This window comes from Cytobacillus kochii, from assembly GCF_020171845.1.
Taxonomy (GTDB): domain Bacteria; phylum Bacillota; class Bacilli; order Bacillales; family Cytobacillaceae; genus Cytobacillus; species Cytobacillus kochii.
The window spans coordinates 253,536-272,797 of record NZ_JAIVAM010000004.1 but is presented as its reverse complement, the minus strand read 5'-3'; the positions used below and the strand labels follow the sequence as shown (position 1 = coordinate 272,797).

At 35.6% G+C, this 19,262-nt stretch carries 18 protein-coding genes; 7 read left to right on the top strand and 11 right to left on the bottom strand.

Annotated features, from left to right (window positions below):
• Positions 1-299 precede the first annotated feature (299 nt).
• The 7 genes from LCM23_RS07805 (at position 300) to LCM23_RS07775 (ending at position 9,660) form a co-directional block, all read left to right on the top strand.
• Entirely contained in the window at positions 300-2,009 is a 1,710-nt protein-coding gene (locus tag LCM23_RS07805; protein WP_224936430.1) for a sigma-54 interaction domain-containing protein, read from the top strand.
• A gap of 229 nt (positions 2,010-2,238) precedes the next feature.
• Positions 2,239-3,321: a DUF917 domain-containing protein gene (locus LCM23_RS07800; RefSeq protein WP_224936429.1), complete on the top strand. Its 1,083-nt coding sequence runs from the start codon at positions 2,239-2,241 to the stop codon at positions 3,319-3,321.
• Complete coding sequence (locus LCM23_RS07795; RefSeq protein ID WP_224936428.1) at positions 3,318-4,871, top strand: hydantoinase/oxoprolinase N-terminal domain-containing protein; 1,554 nt, start codon at positions 3,318-3,320, stop codon at positions 4,869-4,871. Before LCM23_RS07800 ends, LCM23_RS07795 begins: the two co-directional genes overlap by 4 nt.
• A gap of 28 nt (positions 4,872-4,899) precedes the next feature.
• On the top strand, positions 4,900-5,628 hold the full coding sequence (locus LCM23_RS07790) for an aspartate/glutamate racemase family protein (protein WP_095373692.1): 729 nt from the start codon (positions 4,900-4,902) through the stop codon (positions 5,626-5,628).
• A 16-nt stretch (positions 5,629-5,644) separates the two neighbouring features.
• Complete coding sequence (locus LCM23_RS07785; protein ID WP_224936427.1) at positions 5,645-6,955, top strand: purine-cytosine permease family protein; 1,311 nt, start codon at positions 5,645-5,647, stop codon at positions 6,953-6,955.
• Between the two features lie 30 nt (positions 6,956-6,985).
• On the top strand, positions 6,986-8,080 hold the full coding sequence (locus tag LCM23_RS07780) for a DUF917 domain-containing protein (RefSeq protein WP_224936426.1): 1,095 nt from the start codon (positions 6,986-6,988) through the stop codon (positions 8,078-8,080).
• Entirely contained in the window at positions 8,080-9,660 is a 1,581-nt protein-coding gene (locus tag LCM23_RS07775) for a hydantoinase/oxoprolinase N-terminal domain-containing protein (protein WP_224936425.1), read from the top strand. The genes LCM23_RS07780 and LCM23_RS07775 overlap by 1 nt, the downstream gene beginning before the upstream one ends.
• A gap of 266 nt (positions 9,661-9,926) precedes the next feature.
• Here the strand turns inward: LCM23_RS07775 and LCM23_RS07770 are convergent, their stop codons facing one another.
• From LCM23_RS07770 to LCM23_RS07720, 11 genes are all read right to left on the bottom strand, one after another.
• Positions 9,927-10,397: a DMT family transporter gene (locus tag LCM23_RS07770; protein WP_224936424.1), complete on the bottom strand. Its 471-nt coding sequence runs from the start codon at positions 10,395-10,397 to the stop codon at positions 9,927-9,929.
• A 14-nt stretch (positions 10,398-10,411) separates the two neighbouring features.
• The gene (locus tag LCM23_RS07765; RefSeq protein ID WP_224936423.1) at positions 10,412-10,840 is read right to left on the bottom strand and encodes a DMT family transporter; all 429 of its coding nucleotides are present in this window, start codon (positions 10,838-10,840) and stop codon (positions 10,412-10,414) included.
• A gap of 80 nt (positions 10,841-10,920) precedes the next feature.
• Complete coding sequence (locus LCM23_RS07760) at positions 10,921-11,235, bottom strand: ArsR/SmtB family transcription factor (protein WP_191811650.1); 315 nt, start codon at positions 11,233-11,235, stop codon at positions 10,921-10,923.
• Positions 11,236-12,337: 1,102 nt separating this feature from the next.
• On the bottom strand, positions 12,338-12,811 hold the full coding sequence (locus tag LCM23_RS07755; protein ID WP_224936422.1) for a staygreen family protein: 474 nt from the start codon (positions 12,809-12,811) through the stop codon (positions 12,338-12,340).
• A 167-nt stretch (positions 12,812-12,978) separates the two neighbouring features.
• Positions 12,979-13,740 carry a hypothetical protein gene (locus tag LCM23_RS07750; protein ID WP_224936421.1) on the bottom strand — a complete coding sequence of 254 codons (762 nt, stop codon included), beginning with the start codon at positions 13,738-13,740 and terminating at the stop codon, positions 12,979-12,981.
• Positions 13,741-13,814: 74 nt separating this feature from the next.
• Positions 13,815-14,207, bottom strand: coding sequence for a helix-turn-helix transcriptional regulator (locus tag LCM23_RS07745; protein ID WP_224936420.1), 393 nt, complete (start codon positions 14,205-14,207; stop codon positions 13,815-13,817).
• Between the two features lie 33 nt (positions 14,208-14,240).
• Positions 14,241-14,858 (bottom strand): DUF2812 domain-containing protein, encoded by a 618-nt coding sequence (locus tag LCM23_RS07740; protein WP_224936419.1) that lies wholly within the window; start codon positions 14,856-14,858, stop codon positions 14,241-14,243.
• Between the two features lie 13 nt (positions 14,859-14,871).
• Complete coding sequence (locus LCM23_RS07735; protein ID WP_224936418.1) at positions 14,872-15,195, bottom strand: PadR family transcriptional regulator; 324 nt, start codon at positions 15,193-15,195, stop codon at positions 14,872-14,874.
• 246 nt (positions 15,196-15,441) lie between these two features.
• Positions 15,442-16,413 carry an NAD(P)H-dependent flavin oxidoreductase gene (locus LCM23_RS07730; protein ID WP_095373318.1) on the bottom strand — a complete coding sequence of 324 codons (972 nt, stop codon included), beginning with the start codon at positions 16,411-16,413 and terminating at the stop codon, positions 15,442-15,444.
• Between the two features lie 176 nt (positions 16,414-16,589).
• Entirely contained in the window at positions 16,590-17,543 is a 954-nt protein-coding gene (locus tag LCM23_RS07725) for an alpha/beta hydrolase (protein WP_224936417.1), read from the bottom strand.
• 13 nt (positions 17,544-17,556) lie between these two features.
• Complete coding sequence (locus tag LCM23_RS07720; protein ID WP_224936416.1) at positions 17,557-19,200, bottom strand: flavin-containing monooxygenase; 1,644 nt, start codon at positions 19,198-19,200, stop codon at positions 17,557-17,559.
• Positions 19,201-19,262 lie beyond the last annotated feature (62 nt).

Below are 19,262 nucleotides of genomic sequence, written 5' to 3'. Positions count from 1 at the left end.
AATCATTCAACTAGGCTTCAAATATAACGGAACATCTTCCAGGTGGGGCTCACACACGAAGAAATATCAGCTGGTACAATTGACAGTATGCAATCAGCGAGAGATTTCACAATCATTGGCTCACTTAAGCCTTGGGATGCGCGACCTTAATTCACCTTATAAAAGGATTTATTTAAACTCAGGTTTATTTTTCATAAGGTTCATTTAAAGTGAAATTAATCTAAATGCGTCAATATACCAATGGGACATCTCGATTATTTGTTATAATAACTTTAATCTCAGTAAAAGTGGTGATCCTGTTGTTATCTGAATTATATAAAAGTGAAATAACGACAATTGCTATAAGGTTCTTTCGCCACTATTCTTGTAAGATACATATCTATTTTGAGAATTGTGATAGGCAGAATTCAACCTTTGGTGTCCTTATTGAAGAAAAACTCCGGAAAAATAGGAACTCAATTGGACAATTATTTAAAGAATCGTGTAGCATTTGTACTGACTTATGTACATTAACTAAATACCCTGATGAAGAAATAAGTATGACCCCCATTAGGATAGCGAATCAAATAGTGGCATATCTTGTTATGCAAAGTGGCATGAAAAATGAACAGCGATATGAAACATTAGAACTCATTGACTCTCAATTGGACTTATGTAAATCGACAATCGAAATAAAATTACAAAGTCTAGAACTAGAACGTCTTTATCATGAAACATTAGATGAACTGCAAATCTTTTTACAAACTACAAGCGATGTATTTGTCCTTATTAACAAAGAAGACGTCATTGAAACGACCAGTCAAACATTCTCCTCTATTAATGAGGAAAGATTAAATGTAGTAGGCTTAAATATTTCGACTTTAATGTACAGTAAAGATTGGGAAAGACTCAAAAAAGATAAAGTCATTGAAGAGGTTGAATTATTGGTGAATAAAAGAAAAGCTACGGTTTCTTTAAGAACGATCAAATCAAATGATGTAACAATATCCTATTTAATACAAATATTAATGGATAAAGGAACTGTGAAAAAACCGATTGCTAAACAAACGCTCTATACTTTTCAACAAATTAAAGGGACTAGCCATAGTATTCAAAAAACGATTGAAAAAGCACAAAGAGTAGCTAATAGTGATTCATCTATTCTATTAAGAGGTGAAAGTGGTACGGGAAAGGAAATATTTGCCCAAGCTATTCACCATGGAAGCAATCGAAGTAAGAGGCCATTTATTGCGCTAAATTGTGCAGCCATACCAGAATCACTATTAGAAAGTGAATTATTTGGTCATGTAAAAGGTGCATTTACTGGTTCACATACTACAAGGGTTGGGCGCTTTGAGCTCGCAAATGGCGGTACGCTTTTTTTAGATGAGATTGGTGATTTGTCTCCTTCTCTTCAAGCGAAGTTATTAAGGGTTGTTCAAGAAAGAAGAATAGAAAAAGTAGGTGATAATCAATCAACCCCAGTAGATGTAAGGATCATTACTGCTACTCATCAAAACTTGGAGCAATTGGTTCAAGTAGGGAAGTTCAGAAAAGATTTATATTACCGTTTAAATGTTATACCGATTGTCATCCCACCTTTAAGAGATAGAAGGGAGGATATCCCTATATTGATTGAATATTTTATGAAAAACTTATCAAAACAAGCTGGAAAAAAACCGAAAAGAATTTCTAAAGAAGTATTGGAGATTTTATTGAATAACAATTGGAGTGGAAATATTAGAGAGTTACAAAATGTCGTGCACCACTTTGTTCAATTAGAAATCGGTGAATTAGTGACTCAAAAAAGTTTGCCAACGTATCTTAAAGATGAAATACAATCTCAAATACAATTACAACCAAATCATAAGCGTATATATAGAACACAATCCAATGAAAACAAAGAGGAAATCCTCCGACTATTAGATGAATTTGGAAGGGATACCTTAGGTAAAAAAAGAGTAGCAAAATCCTTGAATATAAGTTTACCAACCTTATACCGCAAACTGAATAAATTAAGAATTAAGTAATTTGAGAATCAAAGAGAAAAGTTGAGAAAAAATGAGAAATCAATGTATTTAACCTGTTTTTCTCAATTATCATTCTCATGTTTATATTTAAAAATCCTCTCACTTGAGAGGATTTTCACGTTTAACCTAGATACATAAAATTGCGAGATTCGTGGTTTTTTAAGTTATTATTTTATTTTTTTGAATATTGGTATAGAACTTGCAACTAGTAAAGAAAGGAGAGAAAGAAATGCCTTGGAAAATAACTAAAGAAGACATTCGCTTCATTTCCCTTGGGGCAAGGATATTATCTTGTGGAGGTGGTGGTAATACAAGATCAATGGAAGCTTTAATATTGTCGGTGATGAAAGACGATGATGTGATAGAGGTGATACCCATTCATGAAGTGAGGGATGATTGGTGGGTAACTGCTATTGGAATTATGGGTTCCACAGTCCTCTTTAATGAAGATTTACCGACAGGCGAAGAAATGGAAACAGCACTTAGTTTATATGAAAAGAAATATAACAAAAATGTAGATGCCCTCATTTCTATCGAAATAGGTGGTGTGAATGCTTTGGCTCCCCTTTTACTTGCTCTAAAGCGGCGCCTTCCTGTGATTGATGGAGATGGAATGGGAAGAGCATTTCCAGAGCTTTATATGACTACTCTGCATTTAAATGGTATTCCACTTGCCCCTCTTTCACTAGTAACGCAAGATAATATGAAGTTCGTTCCTTCTTCATACACTTCCGATCAGGCAGTACATGAAGCTAAATCATTTGCTAATAATAATGGAGGGCATAGTCACGTAGTCGGCTATGGTGCAAGTGGAGATGAGATCAAAACTTCGATGTTGTCAGGGACACTTTATTTAGCCTATCGTTTAGGGAAAATTATTACGTCTTATGGCGACGGAATCATCCGATTAAAGCAAATAAAGAACGCATTTGAAAATTCGATCTACGGAGAATTATCTCTCGTTATTAAAGGGTATGTAACAGAGGTCTCTCGTTGGTTTGAAAATGAAGTGATTGTTGGAAAACTATTTATTGAAAGCTATACAAAACAACATAACCAGAAAATTGAAATCCAATTTATGAATGAATTTTTTACCATTCATAATGGCGAAAGCATTTATCGTGTGCCAGATTTAATTGTGTTTCTCCATATAGATTCACTTGAACCAATCAGTGTTGTAGACATTCAAAGGGCTCAATCAGTCATCGTTTTAGTTATACCTGCTCCTAACATATTGCATACTACAGATATGTTAACACTCATACACATGAAAGAATCTTATCAACTGTTAAAGAAAGAGGAAGACCAATGAGGTTAGGAATTGATGTAGGTGGAACAAATACTGATGCAGTTATCATTGATGACTCAGGCAATATAAAGGCCTGGTCAAAGCAATTGACGACAAGTAACTTGGGAGAAACCATCTATGAAACCGCAAAAATAGTATTAAATGAGGCCAATGTAAAGCCAGAATCAATGAAAGGGGTCTTCTTAGGCACTACACATGTACTAAATGAATTGTATTATCCAAAAAATTTAGCCAAGACAGCTTTGATTCGTTTAACCAAGAAACCATCAAAAATCAAACCTGGTTTATTCTGGCCAAGTCATTTAAGTAAATACATTATAAAAGAGTTTCATTTAGAAACAAAATATGATTTTACAAGGCAAATACCTCATTATGATGAAATCGATCATGAAAGTGTATTTAAGATAATGAAGGAATTAGAAAAAGCAAAAGTAGAGTCAGTTTGTATTGTAGGTGCCTTTTCTTCCTTTTATGAGGATGAAGAAAACAACTTAAAAAAAGTGATCGCCTCTCATATGCCTTCTCTTTCTGTCACTGTATCTAATGAAATAGGAAGTATAGGCTTTTTGGATCGTGAGAATGCCTCTTTGCTTAACTCAATGTTGTCATTTGTGATGAAGGATGCGTTAAGCTCCATTAATGATATCTTTAAAAACTTAGGTCTGCATTGCCCTTATTGGATAACGCAAAATGATGGATCATTGATGAAAGTAGAAGAAGCGATTAAGTTACCTATTTTCACAATCGGTTCTGGCATAACTAATAGTTTACGTGGCGCTTCCAAACTTACTGGTTTAAAGAACTTCATAGGGATTGATGTTGGAGGCAGCACAATTGATATTGGTATGGTAAGTCATGGTCATCCACAAACAGAAGAAGGACCAGTAAAAGTATTGGATATTCCAGTGAATGTTAGGCTGCCAAAAGTACACTCACTTTCAACAGGTGGAGGCAATTTAGTCAATACTCATAATGGTGATTTATTAATTGAAGATACAATTGCAAGTGATATAACAAAAGATGGGCTTGCATGGGGAGGAGAACAATGGACAATATCCGACTCGTTTTTAAAAATTTTTCCTCATTCATTCAAGGATAAACACATTAAATATGAAAATCTAGAAGGTATTTCAACAGAAGATTGTTTAAAAGTAGTAAATACGGTATCAAGCAGGATAAGAGAAAAAATTAGACAATTACAACCTAAAGATCAATACGTCCCACTCGTTCTAGTTGGAGGTGGAAGTCCTTTACTTCTAAATAATATTTTCACTAAATTTGATAAAGCTATCCAGCCTGTAGGTTATCAAATATGTAATGCCGTAGGAGCTTGTTATGCTCCCCTAAGCTCAAGTCTAGACAAAGTTTTTTGGCTAAATGATCGTACAAAAGAGGAAATTGTAGAAAGAGAGAAAGAGAGGGTAATTACAGAGTTAATTCATAAAGGAGCAAAACCTGAAACGATCAAAATTAATAGAGTGGAGGAATTTCCATTCGATTATTTAAAAGGTGAAATGTTTCGTTTAAAAATAATGGCATTTGGTGATTTATAATCTTATTTTAAAAAAGAGAGGGCGAAATATGAAAATTAAAGTGATTGCACCTATTATCTCAGACACATTTATGGATGAAATGAAAAAAGAATTTACTGGATTTTCCTATCCTCAAACAACCATTGATGTAACAAACCTAGATTACGGGCCTGCTTCTATAGAAAGTGAGTACGATGAAGCCTTATGTGTACCTGATTTTATCGAAAAAGTAAAACAAGCGGAAGCAGACGGATACGACGGTGTGATTAGTAATTGTTTTGGAGATCCAGGAGTGAAGCCAGCTAGAGAGGTCGTTGATATTCCAGTGATAGGCCCTTGCGAGGCTTCTATGCTGTTTACAAGCACACTGGCAAAACGTTTCTCTGTTGTAACTGTTCTCCCCAATGTCGTTTCAATGATTAGTAACATTAGTAAAGTAACAGGTGTTTATCATAATCTTGCCTCTATTCGTTATGTAAACATCCCCGTTTTAGAAGTACATGAGAAAGAGAAGTTAAAGAGTGCTCTTTTAGATGAAATGTTAAAAGCGATTAAAGAGGACCAAGCAGAAGCACTAATTTTGGGCTGTACTGGATTTATGGGGGTAGCTAGCGAACTCCAAATGAAGCTAACTGAAAAAGGCTATGACATTCCAGTTGTAGATCCTGGCTTTGCAGCGACAAAATTATTAGAAGCTACAATAAGTATGGGAGTGAAGCAAAGTCGCATTACTTATATGAAGCCGCCAAGTAAACAAAGAGTGATGAATACGAATTGAATGGAGGGATAGGACGTTGGCAAATCATTCTACTATTGGGGACGATTATTCATTAACAAGGGTGCCTCAGGAGGCTAGGCGATCACTGTGGAGTATTACGATCATTCGTGTCGGGGCATTAGCAACCATTTCACAATTTATTTTAGGAGCATCTTTAGGATACGGGATGACTTTCTGGCAGGCATTTTGGGCTACGTTTCTAGGTAGTGTGATTCTTCAAGTGGTTGGTTTCCTTTTAGGGTATGCAGGCGCGAAAGAAGGGTTATCTACAAGTCTTTTAGCTAGGTGGACAGGGTTTGGGCGCCATGGTTCGAGCATAATTGGGGCAGTTATAGCTATTTCTTGTATTGGTTGGTTTGGTGTACAAAATTCCGTGTTTGCTGAAGGAATTGTACAATCTACCAATGGAGCGGTTTCTTTACCCTTAGCAGCAACATTAACAGGAATTGGTGTAACCATTTTGGTTATTTTCGGTTTTAAACTTTTAAGTATTACAGCTTCAATCACTGTACCCTTATTTCTAATAGCTGTCAGTATAGGAATTTATCAAACACTAAAAGGACAGAGTTTTTCTGATTTACTAGCAACACAGCCAGCAGGTGAGCCTTTATCAATTGGCGTTGCTGCGACCATGGTTGCGGGTGGATTTATCATAGGTGCGGTGATTACCCCGGATTTTAGTAGGTTTGCTAAGAGTGGAAAAGATGTTTTCTGGATGACTACCATCGGATTATTAGTAGGAGAATTAGGGATTAATATGATTGCTGTCTTAATGGCTTTAGCGGCAAGAACAAATGATGTGGCTAATATTATGATGACAACAGTTGGCTGGTTAGGGGTTATGGTTGTGGTCCTTTCCACTGTTAAAATCAATAATTTAAACTTGTACTCATCATCCCTCGGTTTTACTAATATTTTTGACTCATTATTTCGAATTCAATTAAATCGTGGAATGGTTACGTTACTAATTGGTATTATTGGTACGCTATTATCTGTATTAGGGATATTAGAACGTTTCACTGATTTTCTCGTTTTACTTGGGATACTTGTTCCACCTGTTGCGGGAATTATGGTTATTGACTATTTCATTTTAAAGACACATAGGAAAATACTAGACGAAAGTCGCCAGAAGGGCCAATTGCCTGCAAATACCGAGAAACTTGGCTGGCCTACGATTTTAGCCTGGGGATGCGGAGGATTAGCTGGTTATTTTATTACAATAGGTATACCATCTATTAACTCGTTAGTGATTAGTGCGGTCATTTATTATGTTGCCAAAAAAATGGAGAGATTATATAAAACTGATATTCATGCAGATGTAGCATAAATATTTAGAAACTTCAAAGGAGTGCGTCAAATGAGAAAAATAGGAAAACAAGAAATTGAGGATATGGCAATTGGTGCAGCTTTACTTGGAACGGGCGGAGGTGGAGATCCGTACATTGGTAAGTTAATGGCGCTTCAAGCAATTGAAGAATATGGAGAGGTAATATTATTAGACCCGGAGGAAGTACCTGACGATGCATTAGTTGTCCCATCATCAATGATGGGTGCACCCACTGTTATGTTAGAAAAAGCACCAAGTGGTGAGGAAGCTATTCGTGCTTTTAATCAATTAGAGGAATATTTAGGTGAAAAGATATACGGGACTTTTCCTATTGAAGCGGGTGGTGTAAATAGTATGTTACCTTTTGCATTAGCTGCAAGATTAGGAATTCCAGTAATAGATGCTGATGGGATGGGACGAGCATTTCCAGAACTCCAAATGGTAACCTTTTATTTAGACGGGATATCAGCAACTCCTGCAATAATAGCTGATGAAAAGGGAAATACAGCGCTATTGTCTACAATTGATAATGTATGGACAGAGAGGATTGCTAGATCTGCAACTATACAAATGGGTGGTTCTGTCATGTGTGCGATGTATTCAATGACAGCTAAAGACCTTAAGAAAAGTGGGATTACAAATATTCTTAAGCTTGAAGAGGAAATTGGTAAAAGTATTAGATTAGCCAAAATAAATAATGTGAATCCTATAGAGAAAATTTTAGAAACAGTCAATGGCTTTGAGTTATTTAAAGGGAAAGTCATTGATATAGATAGGAAAACTGAATCAGGTTTTGCAAAGGGTGTCGCTACTTTTGAGGGGCTTGAACAAAATAAAGGTGAAAATTTAAAACTCCGCTTTCAAAATGAACATCTTATTGCTCAAACGAATGAAAAGGTTTTATGTATGACGCCGGATTTAATAGCTGTACTCGATTCAGAAACAGGTTTACCTATAACAACAGAAGGCATACGCTATGGATCTAGATGTGTTGTAATTGGCATCCCTTGTCATCCAAAATGGAGAACAGAAAAAGGCATAGCAACAGTAGGGCCAAACTACTTTGGCTATGATATGGCATATACACCTGTAGAGGAACTTGTAAAAAAAGGAGTGACACAATGATGGCAACATATAGAATTGGAATTGATGTAGGTGGTACTCATACTGACGCGGTCTTGTTAAATGACAAGAATGAAGTCATATCAGAAACAAAAGCTTCAACTACTGAAGATGTAGCTACAGGCATATATCATGCAATGCACAAAATTGTTTCTCATGCGAATGTGCCAAAAGAAAATATAAAATATGCAATGTTAGGAACAACTCATTGCACGAATGCGATTGTTGAAAGAAAGAGACTAAATCAAGTGGCGGTAGTACGAATTGGTGCGCCAGCGACACTGGCAGTCAAACCTTTAATAGGTGTCCCAAACGACCTTAGAGAATTACTAGGTGAACATGTCTTCTTAGTGCGAGGGGGTCATGAATTTGATGGAAGAGAAATAGTTGAACTTGATGAAAATCACTTATATGAAATTGCAAATGAATTAAAGGAAAAAGTGGATTCCATAGCAATTACTTCTGTTTTCTCTCCGGTATCAAAGGCACACGAAGAAAGAGCAGCCGAGATTTTTCAAGAAGTATTGGGAGACTCTATCGCATTATCGTTATCTTCTGAGATTGGTTCTGTAGGGCTATTAGAAAGGGAGAATGCGACCATATTAAACGCTTCAGTTATTAATGTCGCAAAGATGGCTGCAGAAGGGTTTATCGATGCATTAAAAAATGAAGGGATTCAAGCGAAAGTATTCTTTGGACAAAATGACGGAACATTGATGTCTGTAAAATATGCAATGAAATACCCTATTTTCACAGTTGCATGCGGACCTACTAATTCTTTGAGAGGTGCTTCATATTTAAGTGAATTATCTGATGCCATAGTCGTAGATGTAGGAGGAACAACATCTGATGTAGGTGTGTTAGTGCAATCATTTCCACGAGAATCTTCTCTTGCAGTTGAGATTGGTGGAGCAAGAACGAACTTCCGTATGCCGGATTTAGTTTCTATAGGCTTAGGGGGAGGAACAATTATAAAAATAGAAGACGAACATTCTTTTACAATCGGTCCTGAAAGTGTGGGGTATCGATTACCAGAGAAAGGATTGGTCTTCGGTGGAGATACATTAACTACTACTGATGTTGTTGTGGCACTTGGGAAAAGTAATTTAGGAGACGTTAAAAAAGTGTCACATCTTGATAAAAATTTATTAGATAAGATATACGTAAGAATGGTTGAGATGGTCGAAGAAGCAATAGACAGAATGAAAACAAGTGCTGATCCAGTTCCCGTTATTCTTGTTGGAGGAGGTAGTATTTTACTACCAGAAACCCTTAAAGGCGCCTCTCATGTTATCCGCCCGAACCATTCAGGTGTAGCAAATGCCATTGGCTCAGCCATTGCTCAAGTAAGCGGGCAAGTGGAAAAGATATTTGTACTAGATGAGATTGGCAGAGCTGCTGCGTTACAAAGCGCAAAAGAACAAGCAATAAAAGAAGCTGTGGAAGCTGGGGCTGAACCAAGTAGTGTAGAAATTGTAGATATTGAGGATGTCCCATTGGCCTACTTGCCAGGAAATGCAACTAGAGTAAGGGTGAAAGCGGCAGGGGACTTAAAATATCAAAGCGAGGTTGCTACCCATTAATAGCAAAAGTTACAAATAGTAGGGAAAACACAGACTGATGCTTTTATCAGAGTCAAATTCAAAACCAGTCATCTATAGTGTTGATGACTGGTTTTGTTGATTCTTACTACCGTAATGAGATATGAACTGCAAGTCCCGCTCTAATAGAGCTGAAGTATAATAGTTAAATTCATTGCGGTAAAAAAATTGAGATGATTTAGCTATGCTACCTAATGACTTACTGGTTAATAGGGGATTCTTAAATGCATTAAGTGAAGTAACCTCAACTACTTTTGTTGTTTCGCTTCTACCACAGAACGCTTATTACCTTTAAATATGAAATATAAGGCTATTAACATAAATAAAAGAGCAAACCATCGTTTAGTATCCAGTGGAATAATTAAACTATTAAACCATCCAAAGTGATCAATTACAACACTAATGACTAATTGTCCGATTATCACCGTAATACTAGTAGCTATAACGCCAATTTTTGTAACAGCAAAAACATTAAAGAGCAAAAATATAACTCCTAAGAAAACTGCACTTAGTTGCCAAAGAGGTGCGTCAAATATGGCAAATATATTTCCTTGACCAAAGAATAATATGATAAGGGCCAATAACATACTGCCTGTTATAAATGTTAAAAACGTAGTTTCGATTGTACCTGCTCTACGGCTGAATGATCCATTTATTGCTGATTGTGCACTTAATGTTATACCACCAATTAAAGTAAATAAAATCATAATAATTCCCATAATAAAAACCTCTCCTAGTTAACTAATATGAGTGCTATCATCATTAAAATGACAGCTAAAACTTTCTCTCTATTAATTTTCACTTTATTTGTTCCTAACCATCCAAAATGCTCAATTACCATACTCATAATCAATTGGCCAAGGATTACAGCAACCATAGTGATCCCAACTCCAACAAATGGGATACTAATTACTATTGCTGTTAAGTAAACAACACCTAAGACTCCTCCTAAAAGGGACCATTTAGGTGCTTTAACTGCGTATGATAAATTACCTTTTCCAAAAAATAACCATAATAGACCAAGAATGATTGCACCTACAATAAAGTTATAAAAACTAGTCTCTAATTTTCCAATATTTTTACCTAGTTCACCGTAAATAGCTCCTTCAAAACTAAGTGCCATTCCAGCCAATAATGCAAAAATATATGCAATAAACCGCATGATTAAATCCTCCTGTCTTAAATTTAAATATCTAGAATTATCGATATATGCATTAAAAAAAATACGAAAATCATAAAAACTTAGATTTCCGTTTTAAAATATTCAGCAAATTGACTAATAGCTTCCTCATTTCTTCGATAATAAGTCCATTGACCATAACGAACAGATTCTAATAATCCTGCTTTCTGCATCATATTTAAGTAGTGTGACACTGTAGATTGGGAAACTTTAGCCTTTTCTTGTATATCTCCAACACATACTCCGCCTTTGTAACTCACTTCCTTAGGTAGGTGAGCCCCCTGTTTTGGAAAGTGCTTCTCTGGATCTTTTAACCACAGTAAGATATTTAGCCTCGTTTCATTAGATAATGCTTTAAAAATATCGATAGGTTCCATATTGCTATTATATCGATATTTCTATATATGTCAAATTGATGTATTAAACGTTGTTAGCAAAGGCAGAAGAAGGGAGGGAGAATTGTACATAAAATTAAAGATATGCAAATTTACTCTATTAACAAAATCACCAGCTCTGTATAAACATATTAACTATAAGTGGGGGAAGAATATAGTACACTTTTAGTTAATCTCATGTTATTATTTTTAACTATTTAAGCCCAGCGTTCTTAAATGAATGAAAATCCTTTTAAAGTAGCATTCGAGCAATACTTATTATGTAAACTGAGGAATGAATTTTATCATGAATGACAAAAAAATATCCAATACTCCACAATTTTAAATCAACGTGAAAAGTTAATAGGAAGGAACCAAAGTATGTAAAACAAATCATTAGTTTATCATCCTGACCATTCGAAAGAATAAGGATTATGAAAGGTTAAAGAACTTTGGCATAGAAAAATGAACATAGTTGCTATTTTTGGATAGATCGAAGTGAAGTCGTAAGCGGGAAATCGCAATGAAATGAAAGTAACTACTTTTCTTATCATTTTTATCTAGTTTACATAATATATATTATAGGAAGTTAAGTAATTTTAATCATTTCTGTCTCAATATCTAAGTATACTTAAAACATTGAGACAGAATAAAATTTTATGATTCCTGATCTTATTTTTGTGATAAATTGTTTTCCATTGTAATCAAAAATTGCAAATCTATATGTAATCCTATTTAATAACTTTAACAAAATGATTGATTCGCATATGATTCAAGTTTTAGTGTATCAATCAATCTATTATCCAATTAAAAAAATCGCAGTTAACTCAATGATTTTATTTACGTTCTTGCTCTACCTAAGTTGTATACGATTAAAATACCGTATTAACTCTTCTTAGCTACCTTTTCTATTCTTGCTTCAGCATTGCCAGCTGCTGAACGCTCATAACTAAGTTTAGATGTAACAGAAAATAGCTTTATCCATTATCATATTTTTCTGCATGATATAAAAATTACTCCTTGATCTCTTAGGTCATTCACAATTTTAATTGAAAAAAGTTATAAACCATGCTTCGATTTATAACTTTTAGTTTACATAATAATATTATTGTCTTTGTAAAGCTTTGCTTAAAAACTGTCTTACATTTCCATAATATTGTATCTTATTAAACGCAGGATAATCAGATTGAAACTGTACGTAGATTGGTGAATCGAGTAACCATGGATAATGCTGTAAAAAATGTTGATCTCCATATACCAGCGCTGTTAACCAAGTATTGATTTCTCTTTCATAAATAAGATATCGTATCTTAGCATACGGTTCAGTATACTCTCCTTTGCTAATTTGAAATCGGCAGAACAATACATATTGCCCCATTTGCGGTATCCACTGTGCCTGAAGCGCGTCAGAATGAGTGTTCTCATTGCTTTTTACGTTCTCAATAGAAATGCTTAAATAAGCTTGTTCATCTCCATAAGGCTGTCGAAAGTAATAATTTCTATATTCAACTGGCTTAACATTTGTTGCAGGAGCAAGAATATCAACCTTTAATTTTGTTAAATCTAATTCTTGATTCATTGAATCCTTCCCCTTCATTAAAAGATTGTTACTTCTATACATCATATGCCCATTAGCTAAAGTTGTGCTAGCTAGAGATTTGTACCCTATTCTCTACCCATATCATAAAAAATGCTTATAGTTTATCTTTAAAGAAGATAAACTATAAGCTATTTAGCCATAACCGCTTATTTGTTTCTTACATCCAAAATTTCTACGTTCACTAATTGCCATTTTTCATCTTCTCTTTTCCAAAAAGATTGCAAATAAGCTATAGTATCATTTTGGTCTATACCTGTGACCCTTTGCATTCCCTTCAAGCCCTTTTCTCCCTTTGTATTTTCAAAAGGAGTAAGCATATTGTATGAGTTAACAGTTAGTTCAAATGGTTCGTTTAATTTCCCTTTATGATATATACCGAGTTTTTCATATGCTTTTGCATTCCCAGCCAAATCAAAAGTTACTTCCCTATTTTCATTTTCTACTGCAATAACAGCTTCGTAATTATCCTCTAATTGCGCAGTAGAAATGACTGGGTCAGGTACACCTAAGTTAATTAGTTTTCCATCTTGATAACTATAAAGATAGAATGAAGCATTTTCTCCACTATCTTCGCTGTTGATTTTCACTAGCAATTCCTTTTCACCATCATCATTAAAATCAATTATCTTTAATCGTGGGTCAAACCCCGGTTCTAAATCTACTTTGACAGTTTTTTTAAGATCATCTTCTACTTCTAATGATAATTCTTTAAAAAAACCAGCTTCCTCTTCATAACGGATACCTTTAATTTTTATCGTCTCTTTTAACTCTTTTCCAGAAAGCTCTGCTTCTTGGGTAATGATTGTTTTTTGCTCTTCATTCTTGTCTACACCGGCATATACAGCGGTCATCGTGGATAAACTCATCAAGAAAAAGGCAGTTAATGCGACAAGCACTTCTTTCTTCATTATAAAGACCCTCCTAACATTATTATAAGGATGCCCTTTATTGGAAGAATAATGCAAAAAGAGACTTGAAAAATTTATTTTCTTTTTATTGGTCCGTAATGATCACTCATGGCCTGATTTAGCAGTCCTAAACAACGGTCAAGCTCCACTTTCATTTGCTTTCTATATAGTTCGTATTCTTGCTTCCCCTTATCCGTAAGATGATAAATAATAATTTCTTGAAAATCTACTCCAGGTTCACCAAGTAACTTTTTTTCTCTTCTCACCCATCCCTCTCTCGTTAACTCATGTAATGTTTTATAGATTTCGGAATGAGTAGGATGATATCCATATGGTTTAAATTCGGTTCTCAGATCATCTAAAAACTGAGTACCATAACGTTTATTCGCTTCAATCATTTTTAGTAAATACAACTTCAAAAATGCTCTTTGTCTTACAAGAAAGCCCCTCTTTAATTCAGATTCCATTGTTCTCCCCTACCTTTGCTATGAAGAATCCTGTTATTTTTTTATCATTGATTGAATATACCGTTTATTTGCTTTATAACTAAAGAATAAATAGGATAGAACAGATAGTGGAATGAATGTCCAAGCTGCCCCTCTTAACAAGGCAAAAGGTGTCTCAAAAATGAACGAAAACCAAAATGAGGTTCCACTTTTGTCCCATAGCCCCGGCGTTAAGTAAAGTTCACTTGGTCGAATGAAATAGACTGGATCAATAATGTCTGTAAAATAAAGAAAGATTATTAGTGGGAAGTTACCAATGGCAAGCATGAGAGAAGAATGAGCGTAGCGCTGATACCTTTTTGCCTTTGAAACATTATCAGAAAAAATGTCATCTATGGCTTGGTCATCGATTTTCTCAAAATATTGAATCCCTGAATATTTTGATCCCGCTATATGTCTCCACCCACTATCCTCAAACAGTGTAATATAATCCAAAAAGTCTGCTGAATGCTTGAACTTTCTGAAATCTATTTTAATTTTTTTCTCTTTTGGATCAACTAACCGAAATTTGTAGCCGAAATAAGTGCTTTCTAATTGGTATCCTTCACTCCCCATTCTCTCTAACCATTGTTCCTCTTTATCAAAGTCATTAAAAACCTTGAATTTGCGCATCTTCTCCCCTCCACTACTTATCTGTATTAGAGAATAAGTTATTAGTAATGCGAATCATATGGCTCATCCTCTTATAATCTTGTCTTAGTACCTCAATTCCTTTCTCTGTGATCACATACGTTTTTCTACGTTTATCATCACTTTGCACAGATTGTATTAACCTTTGTTTCACTAAATTTTCTATTGCTCCGTACATCGTTCCTGCCGCTATTTTCACTTTGTTGTCACTTAATTCCTCCACTTTTTGCATCATGACATATCCATGGGAAGGTTCAATTAATGATAATAAAATGTAATAGGTTGTTTCGGTTAATGGAGAATATTTATTTATGTCCATGGAATCACCCCGACACTATATATACAGTTAAACTATATAGTACAATTATATACAGTCTGACTGTATATTGCAATAAATCATTTTTCAACTTTCGCCCTTTTCTTACTTAATTGCATATTTTGTTTTTTCTTTATCTATTGAATATTTGGAACATAGTTCTGTTAGAATTATTTTCGTTAATTTTTGTATGCTTATAAATTCGGACATTAAAAAAACCACCTAAAAGGTGGCTAAAAGATTCATTGTTCACGTAAATTGTTTGCTATAAGCGAACAAGTCTTCTTGTGCTTGTTTATATTCCTGTTTTAGTTTATTGACATAATTAGCGGTAGTTGTCACCGCGGAAATGGCAGCAATCCCTTGTCCACTACCCCAAACATCTTTCCATGCTTTTACTCGATTTTCCCCAAAATTCATTTTGCTTGGATCACTATCTGGTAGATTATCAGGATCCAAACCAGCCGCTTTTATGGATGGTTTTAAATAGTTACCATGAACCCCAGTAAATAGATTACTATAAACAATATCATCGGACGAACCATCAACAATAGCTTGTTTATACTCTTCTGAGGCTCTAGCTTCCTCTGTAGCGATAAATGGCGAGCCGATATAGGCTAAGTCTGCTCCCATCGCTTGCGCAGCTAAAATGGCTTGTCCGTTCGCAATAGAGCCCGATAGCGCTAATGTTCCATCAAACCATTGTCTAATTTCTTGAATGAGCGCAAACGGACTTTTATCACCAGCATGGCCACCCGCTCCTGCAGCAACAGCAATTAAACCATCTGCGCCTTTTTCTATCGCTTTATGTGCAAAAGTGTTATTGATTACATCATGGAGTGCAATACCACCATAACTATGAGTAGCGGAGAATACTTCCTCTCTCGCTCCTAGAGAGGTAATTATAATTGGCACTTTATATTTCACGCATAGCTCCATATCTTTTTCTAATCTTTGATTTGATTTATGTACGATTTGATTAATTGCAAAGGGTGCAGCCGGTTTATCCGGGTTTTGTGCATTATAATCAGCAAGCTCTTCCGTAATTTGCGCTAACCATTCATCTAACTGAGAAGAAGGTCTGGCATTTAATGCTGGCATTGATCCAACGATACCAGCTTTACATTGTTCAATAACTAGCTTTGGGTTACTAATAATAAAAAGTGGTGATCCAATGACCGGTAACTGTAATTGCTGAAATTGTTTTGGTAAACGAGACATTTTCTTTTCTCCCTTCAAAGAACGAATGAAAACGGTAACACTTATTTCATCTGTTTTCTATATGTCCAATTTAACCCATATTTCTGTTACCCGTCAATTAAATATCAGATATTTCTAAATTAACAATATTATTTTCTGTAAAAATGAGCTGCGATTCAATCTCGCAGCTCATTCTTTTATTTCATGATTTTCACTTTTGGGTTAAGCGCTTTCTTTAATGCTTGTATATAGTTTTGAATTGCTGCACTACCCAAATCAGAAGTTGGATTTAATAATTCAAAGGCATGATAAGCGCCAGGATAAATATGAAACTCTACATCGACTCCGTCTTTCGCAAGTCGCGAGACATATTCAATTGTTTCATCTCTAAATGGATCCAATTGACCCACACAGGTATAGGTTGGTGGTAGGCCAGAATAATTTTTTGCTCTTGCCGGCGCAGCATACGGTGAAATCTCGCCATTGATATTTTTACCTAAATACATCCTCCATGCTGCTAGGTTATTGCCACGATTCCATATCGCTTTTTCATCGGTGATTTCATAGCTTGATGCACTCGTATTACGATCATCTATCATTGGATAAAGTGGCATTTGAAAGGCTATTTTCGGACCGCTTCTATCTCGTGCTAACAATGAGAGGGCAGCTGTTAATCCTCCGCCCGCACTCTGACCAGCTACTGCGATTCTACTCCTATCAATCTTTAATTCTTCACAGCTCTCATGCATCCATAACAAGGCAGCATAGCAATCTTCTATTGCACAAGGATAGCGATGCTCTGGAGCTAACCGATAATCCACTGACACAACCACACATTCAGCTTCTTTTACAAACGCTTGACAAATAGCATCACTACCATCTGGATGACCAGTAACATAACCTCCACCATGTATGAAAAGAACAGCTGGAAGTGCCTCTTCATTTCTATTAGAAGGTTCATAGATCTTCACTAACATTCTTTGTTTATCTCCACCTTGAATAGATAATTGATTGATTCTTACATAAGGGGATGTTTCGACTGGGACGAATGCAGCCTGCCTTGCTGCTTCTAATCCCTCTGGTAACTTAAATGGTGGGAAATTCTCACAGATTTCTCTTATTTCTTCTGCTACTCTACTCATAAAATCCATTAATAGCACTCCTTTACATACTTTTTGTGATGGAAGAATGTTGGTCAAATCCACTATACTCACTAGTAGCACAGTTCTCGAGGATTTTCCCGTATTGTCCTAGTCCACCCAGATAAATTAAAAATGCTTCAGGCTTTCCTTCTACATTTGCTCCAGAATACCAAGAAGGGGTTTTGCTATATAATGTTTGTCTATATACTTCTTCACAGTGGATACGCCATGTTTCTTCTTGTTGCGCATTCGCTTCTACCATTTCGAGCCCCTCTGCCTCTATATAAGCAATAAAACGGTCAATCCAATCCACATGCTGTTCAATACTTGTCGGCATATTTGTTGCTACAGATGGACTTTGTGGTCCAGTAATCATAAACATATTCGGGAAGAGGTTAGTGGCAACACCTAAATAAGTTGATACATTAGCTCCATGTTCCCATTTCTCCTTAAGTGATTCTCCTCCACGTCCTTTAATATCCATCGTTAATAATGGTCCGGTCATTCCATCATAACCTGTAGCGAACACAACCATATCTAAGGGATACTCTCTGCCTGTTGTGCAAATACCCTTTTCACTGAATTGTGTTATAGGCGCAGCTTTTACATCGACAAAATGAACATGTGGCAAATTAAATGATTCATAATAATTTGTATCAAGAACTAGACGTTTAGTGGCAATTGGGTAAGTGGGTAACAATTTTTCTGCTAACGATTGATCCTTAACAACTTGTTTTATCTTATCTCGAACAAATTGACTAAGTGTTTCATTAGAGGTTTCATTAATTAATAAATCATTATAAGTGGCACTTATCTCAAAGCCGCCTTTCTTCCATGCTGTTTCATAAACTTCCTGCCGTTTATATTGATTTTCCTCTAAGGCAGAAAACGGTCGTGAAAAAAAGGGATAACCAGTATGAGATTGAAACATTTTCTTTCTTGTATCTAATCGCTTTGCTTTATATTCATTGATTTCTTCTTCTGTGTAAGGGTGATTTTGTGCGGGAATCGCATATTGAGGAGTTCTTTGGAAGCTATATACTTCCGCTGCTGTTTCTGCAATAACCGGTAAACTTTGAATTCCACTTGAGCCATTACCAATAATCCCTACTTTCTTGCCATGAAAATCTACTTCGTGATGTGGCCAAGTACCTGTGTGATAGCTTTCACCTTTATACTGGCTATAACCTGGTATTTTCGGTATATTCTTCGCATGTGCTGATAGACAACCGACAGCTGTAATGAAATATTTACATATCAATTGTCGACCATCTTGTAAAAACACTCTCCATTGTGTAATTTCTTCATCAAAATGAGCCGCTCTTATTTCTGTTTCTAACTCAATATCCTCTCTCAGTTGTAAGCGATCTGCTACAAAGTTTAAGTATTCGAGAATTTCTGGTTGTGTCGGATAACGAGAACGCCAAGACCATTCTTCATATAACGTTTCAGAAAAGGTAAAATTATACGTATGGCTTTCTGAGTCACACCTCGCACCAGGATAGCGGCTCCAATACCAAGCTCCCCCTACACCAGCACCTTTTTCAAACACCCGTACCTTCAAGCCGCGTTCTCGTAATCTGTAGAGCATATACATGCCAGAAAACCCAGCACCAACAATAATTGCATCATAGGAAGGGAAATCTTGATGATTGTGGTTGTCCATCAATTACTCACACCTTTCTACTTGAATGATTGCTTACATTTCATAGGTATTGTTAAAAATAT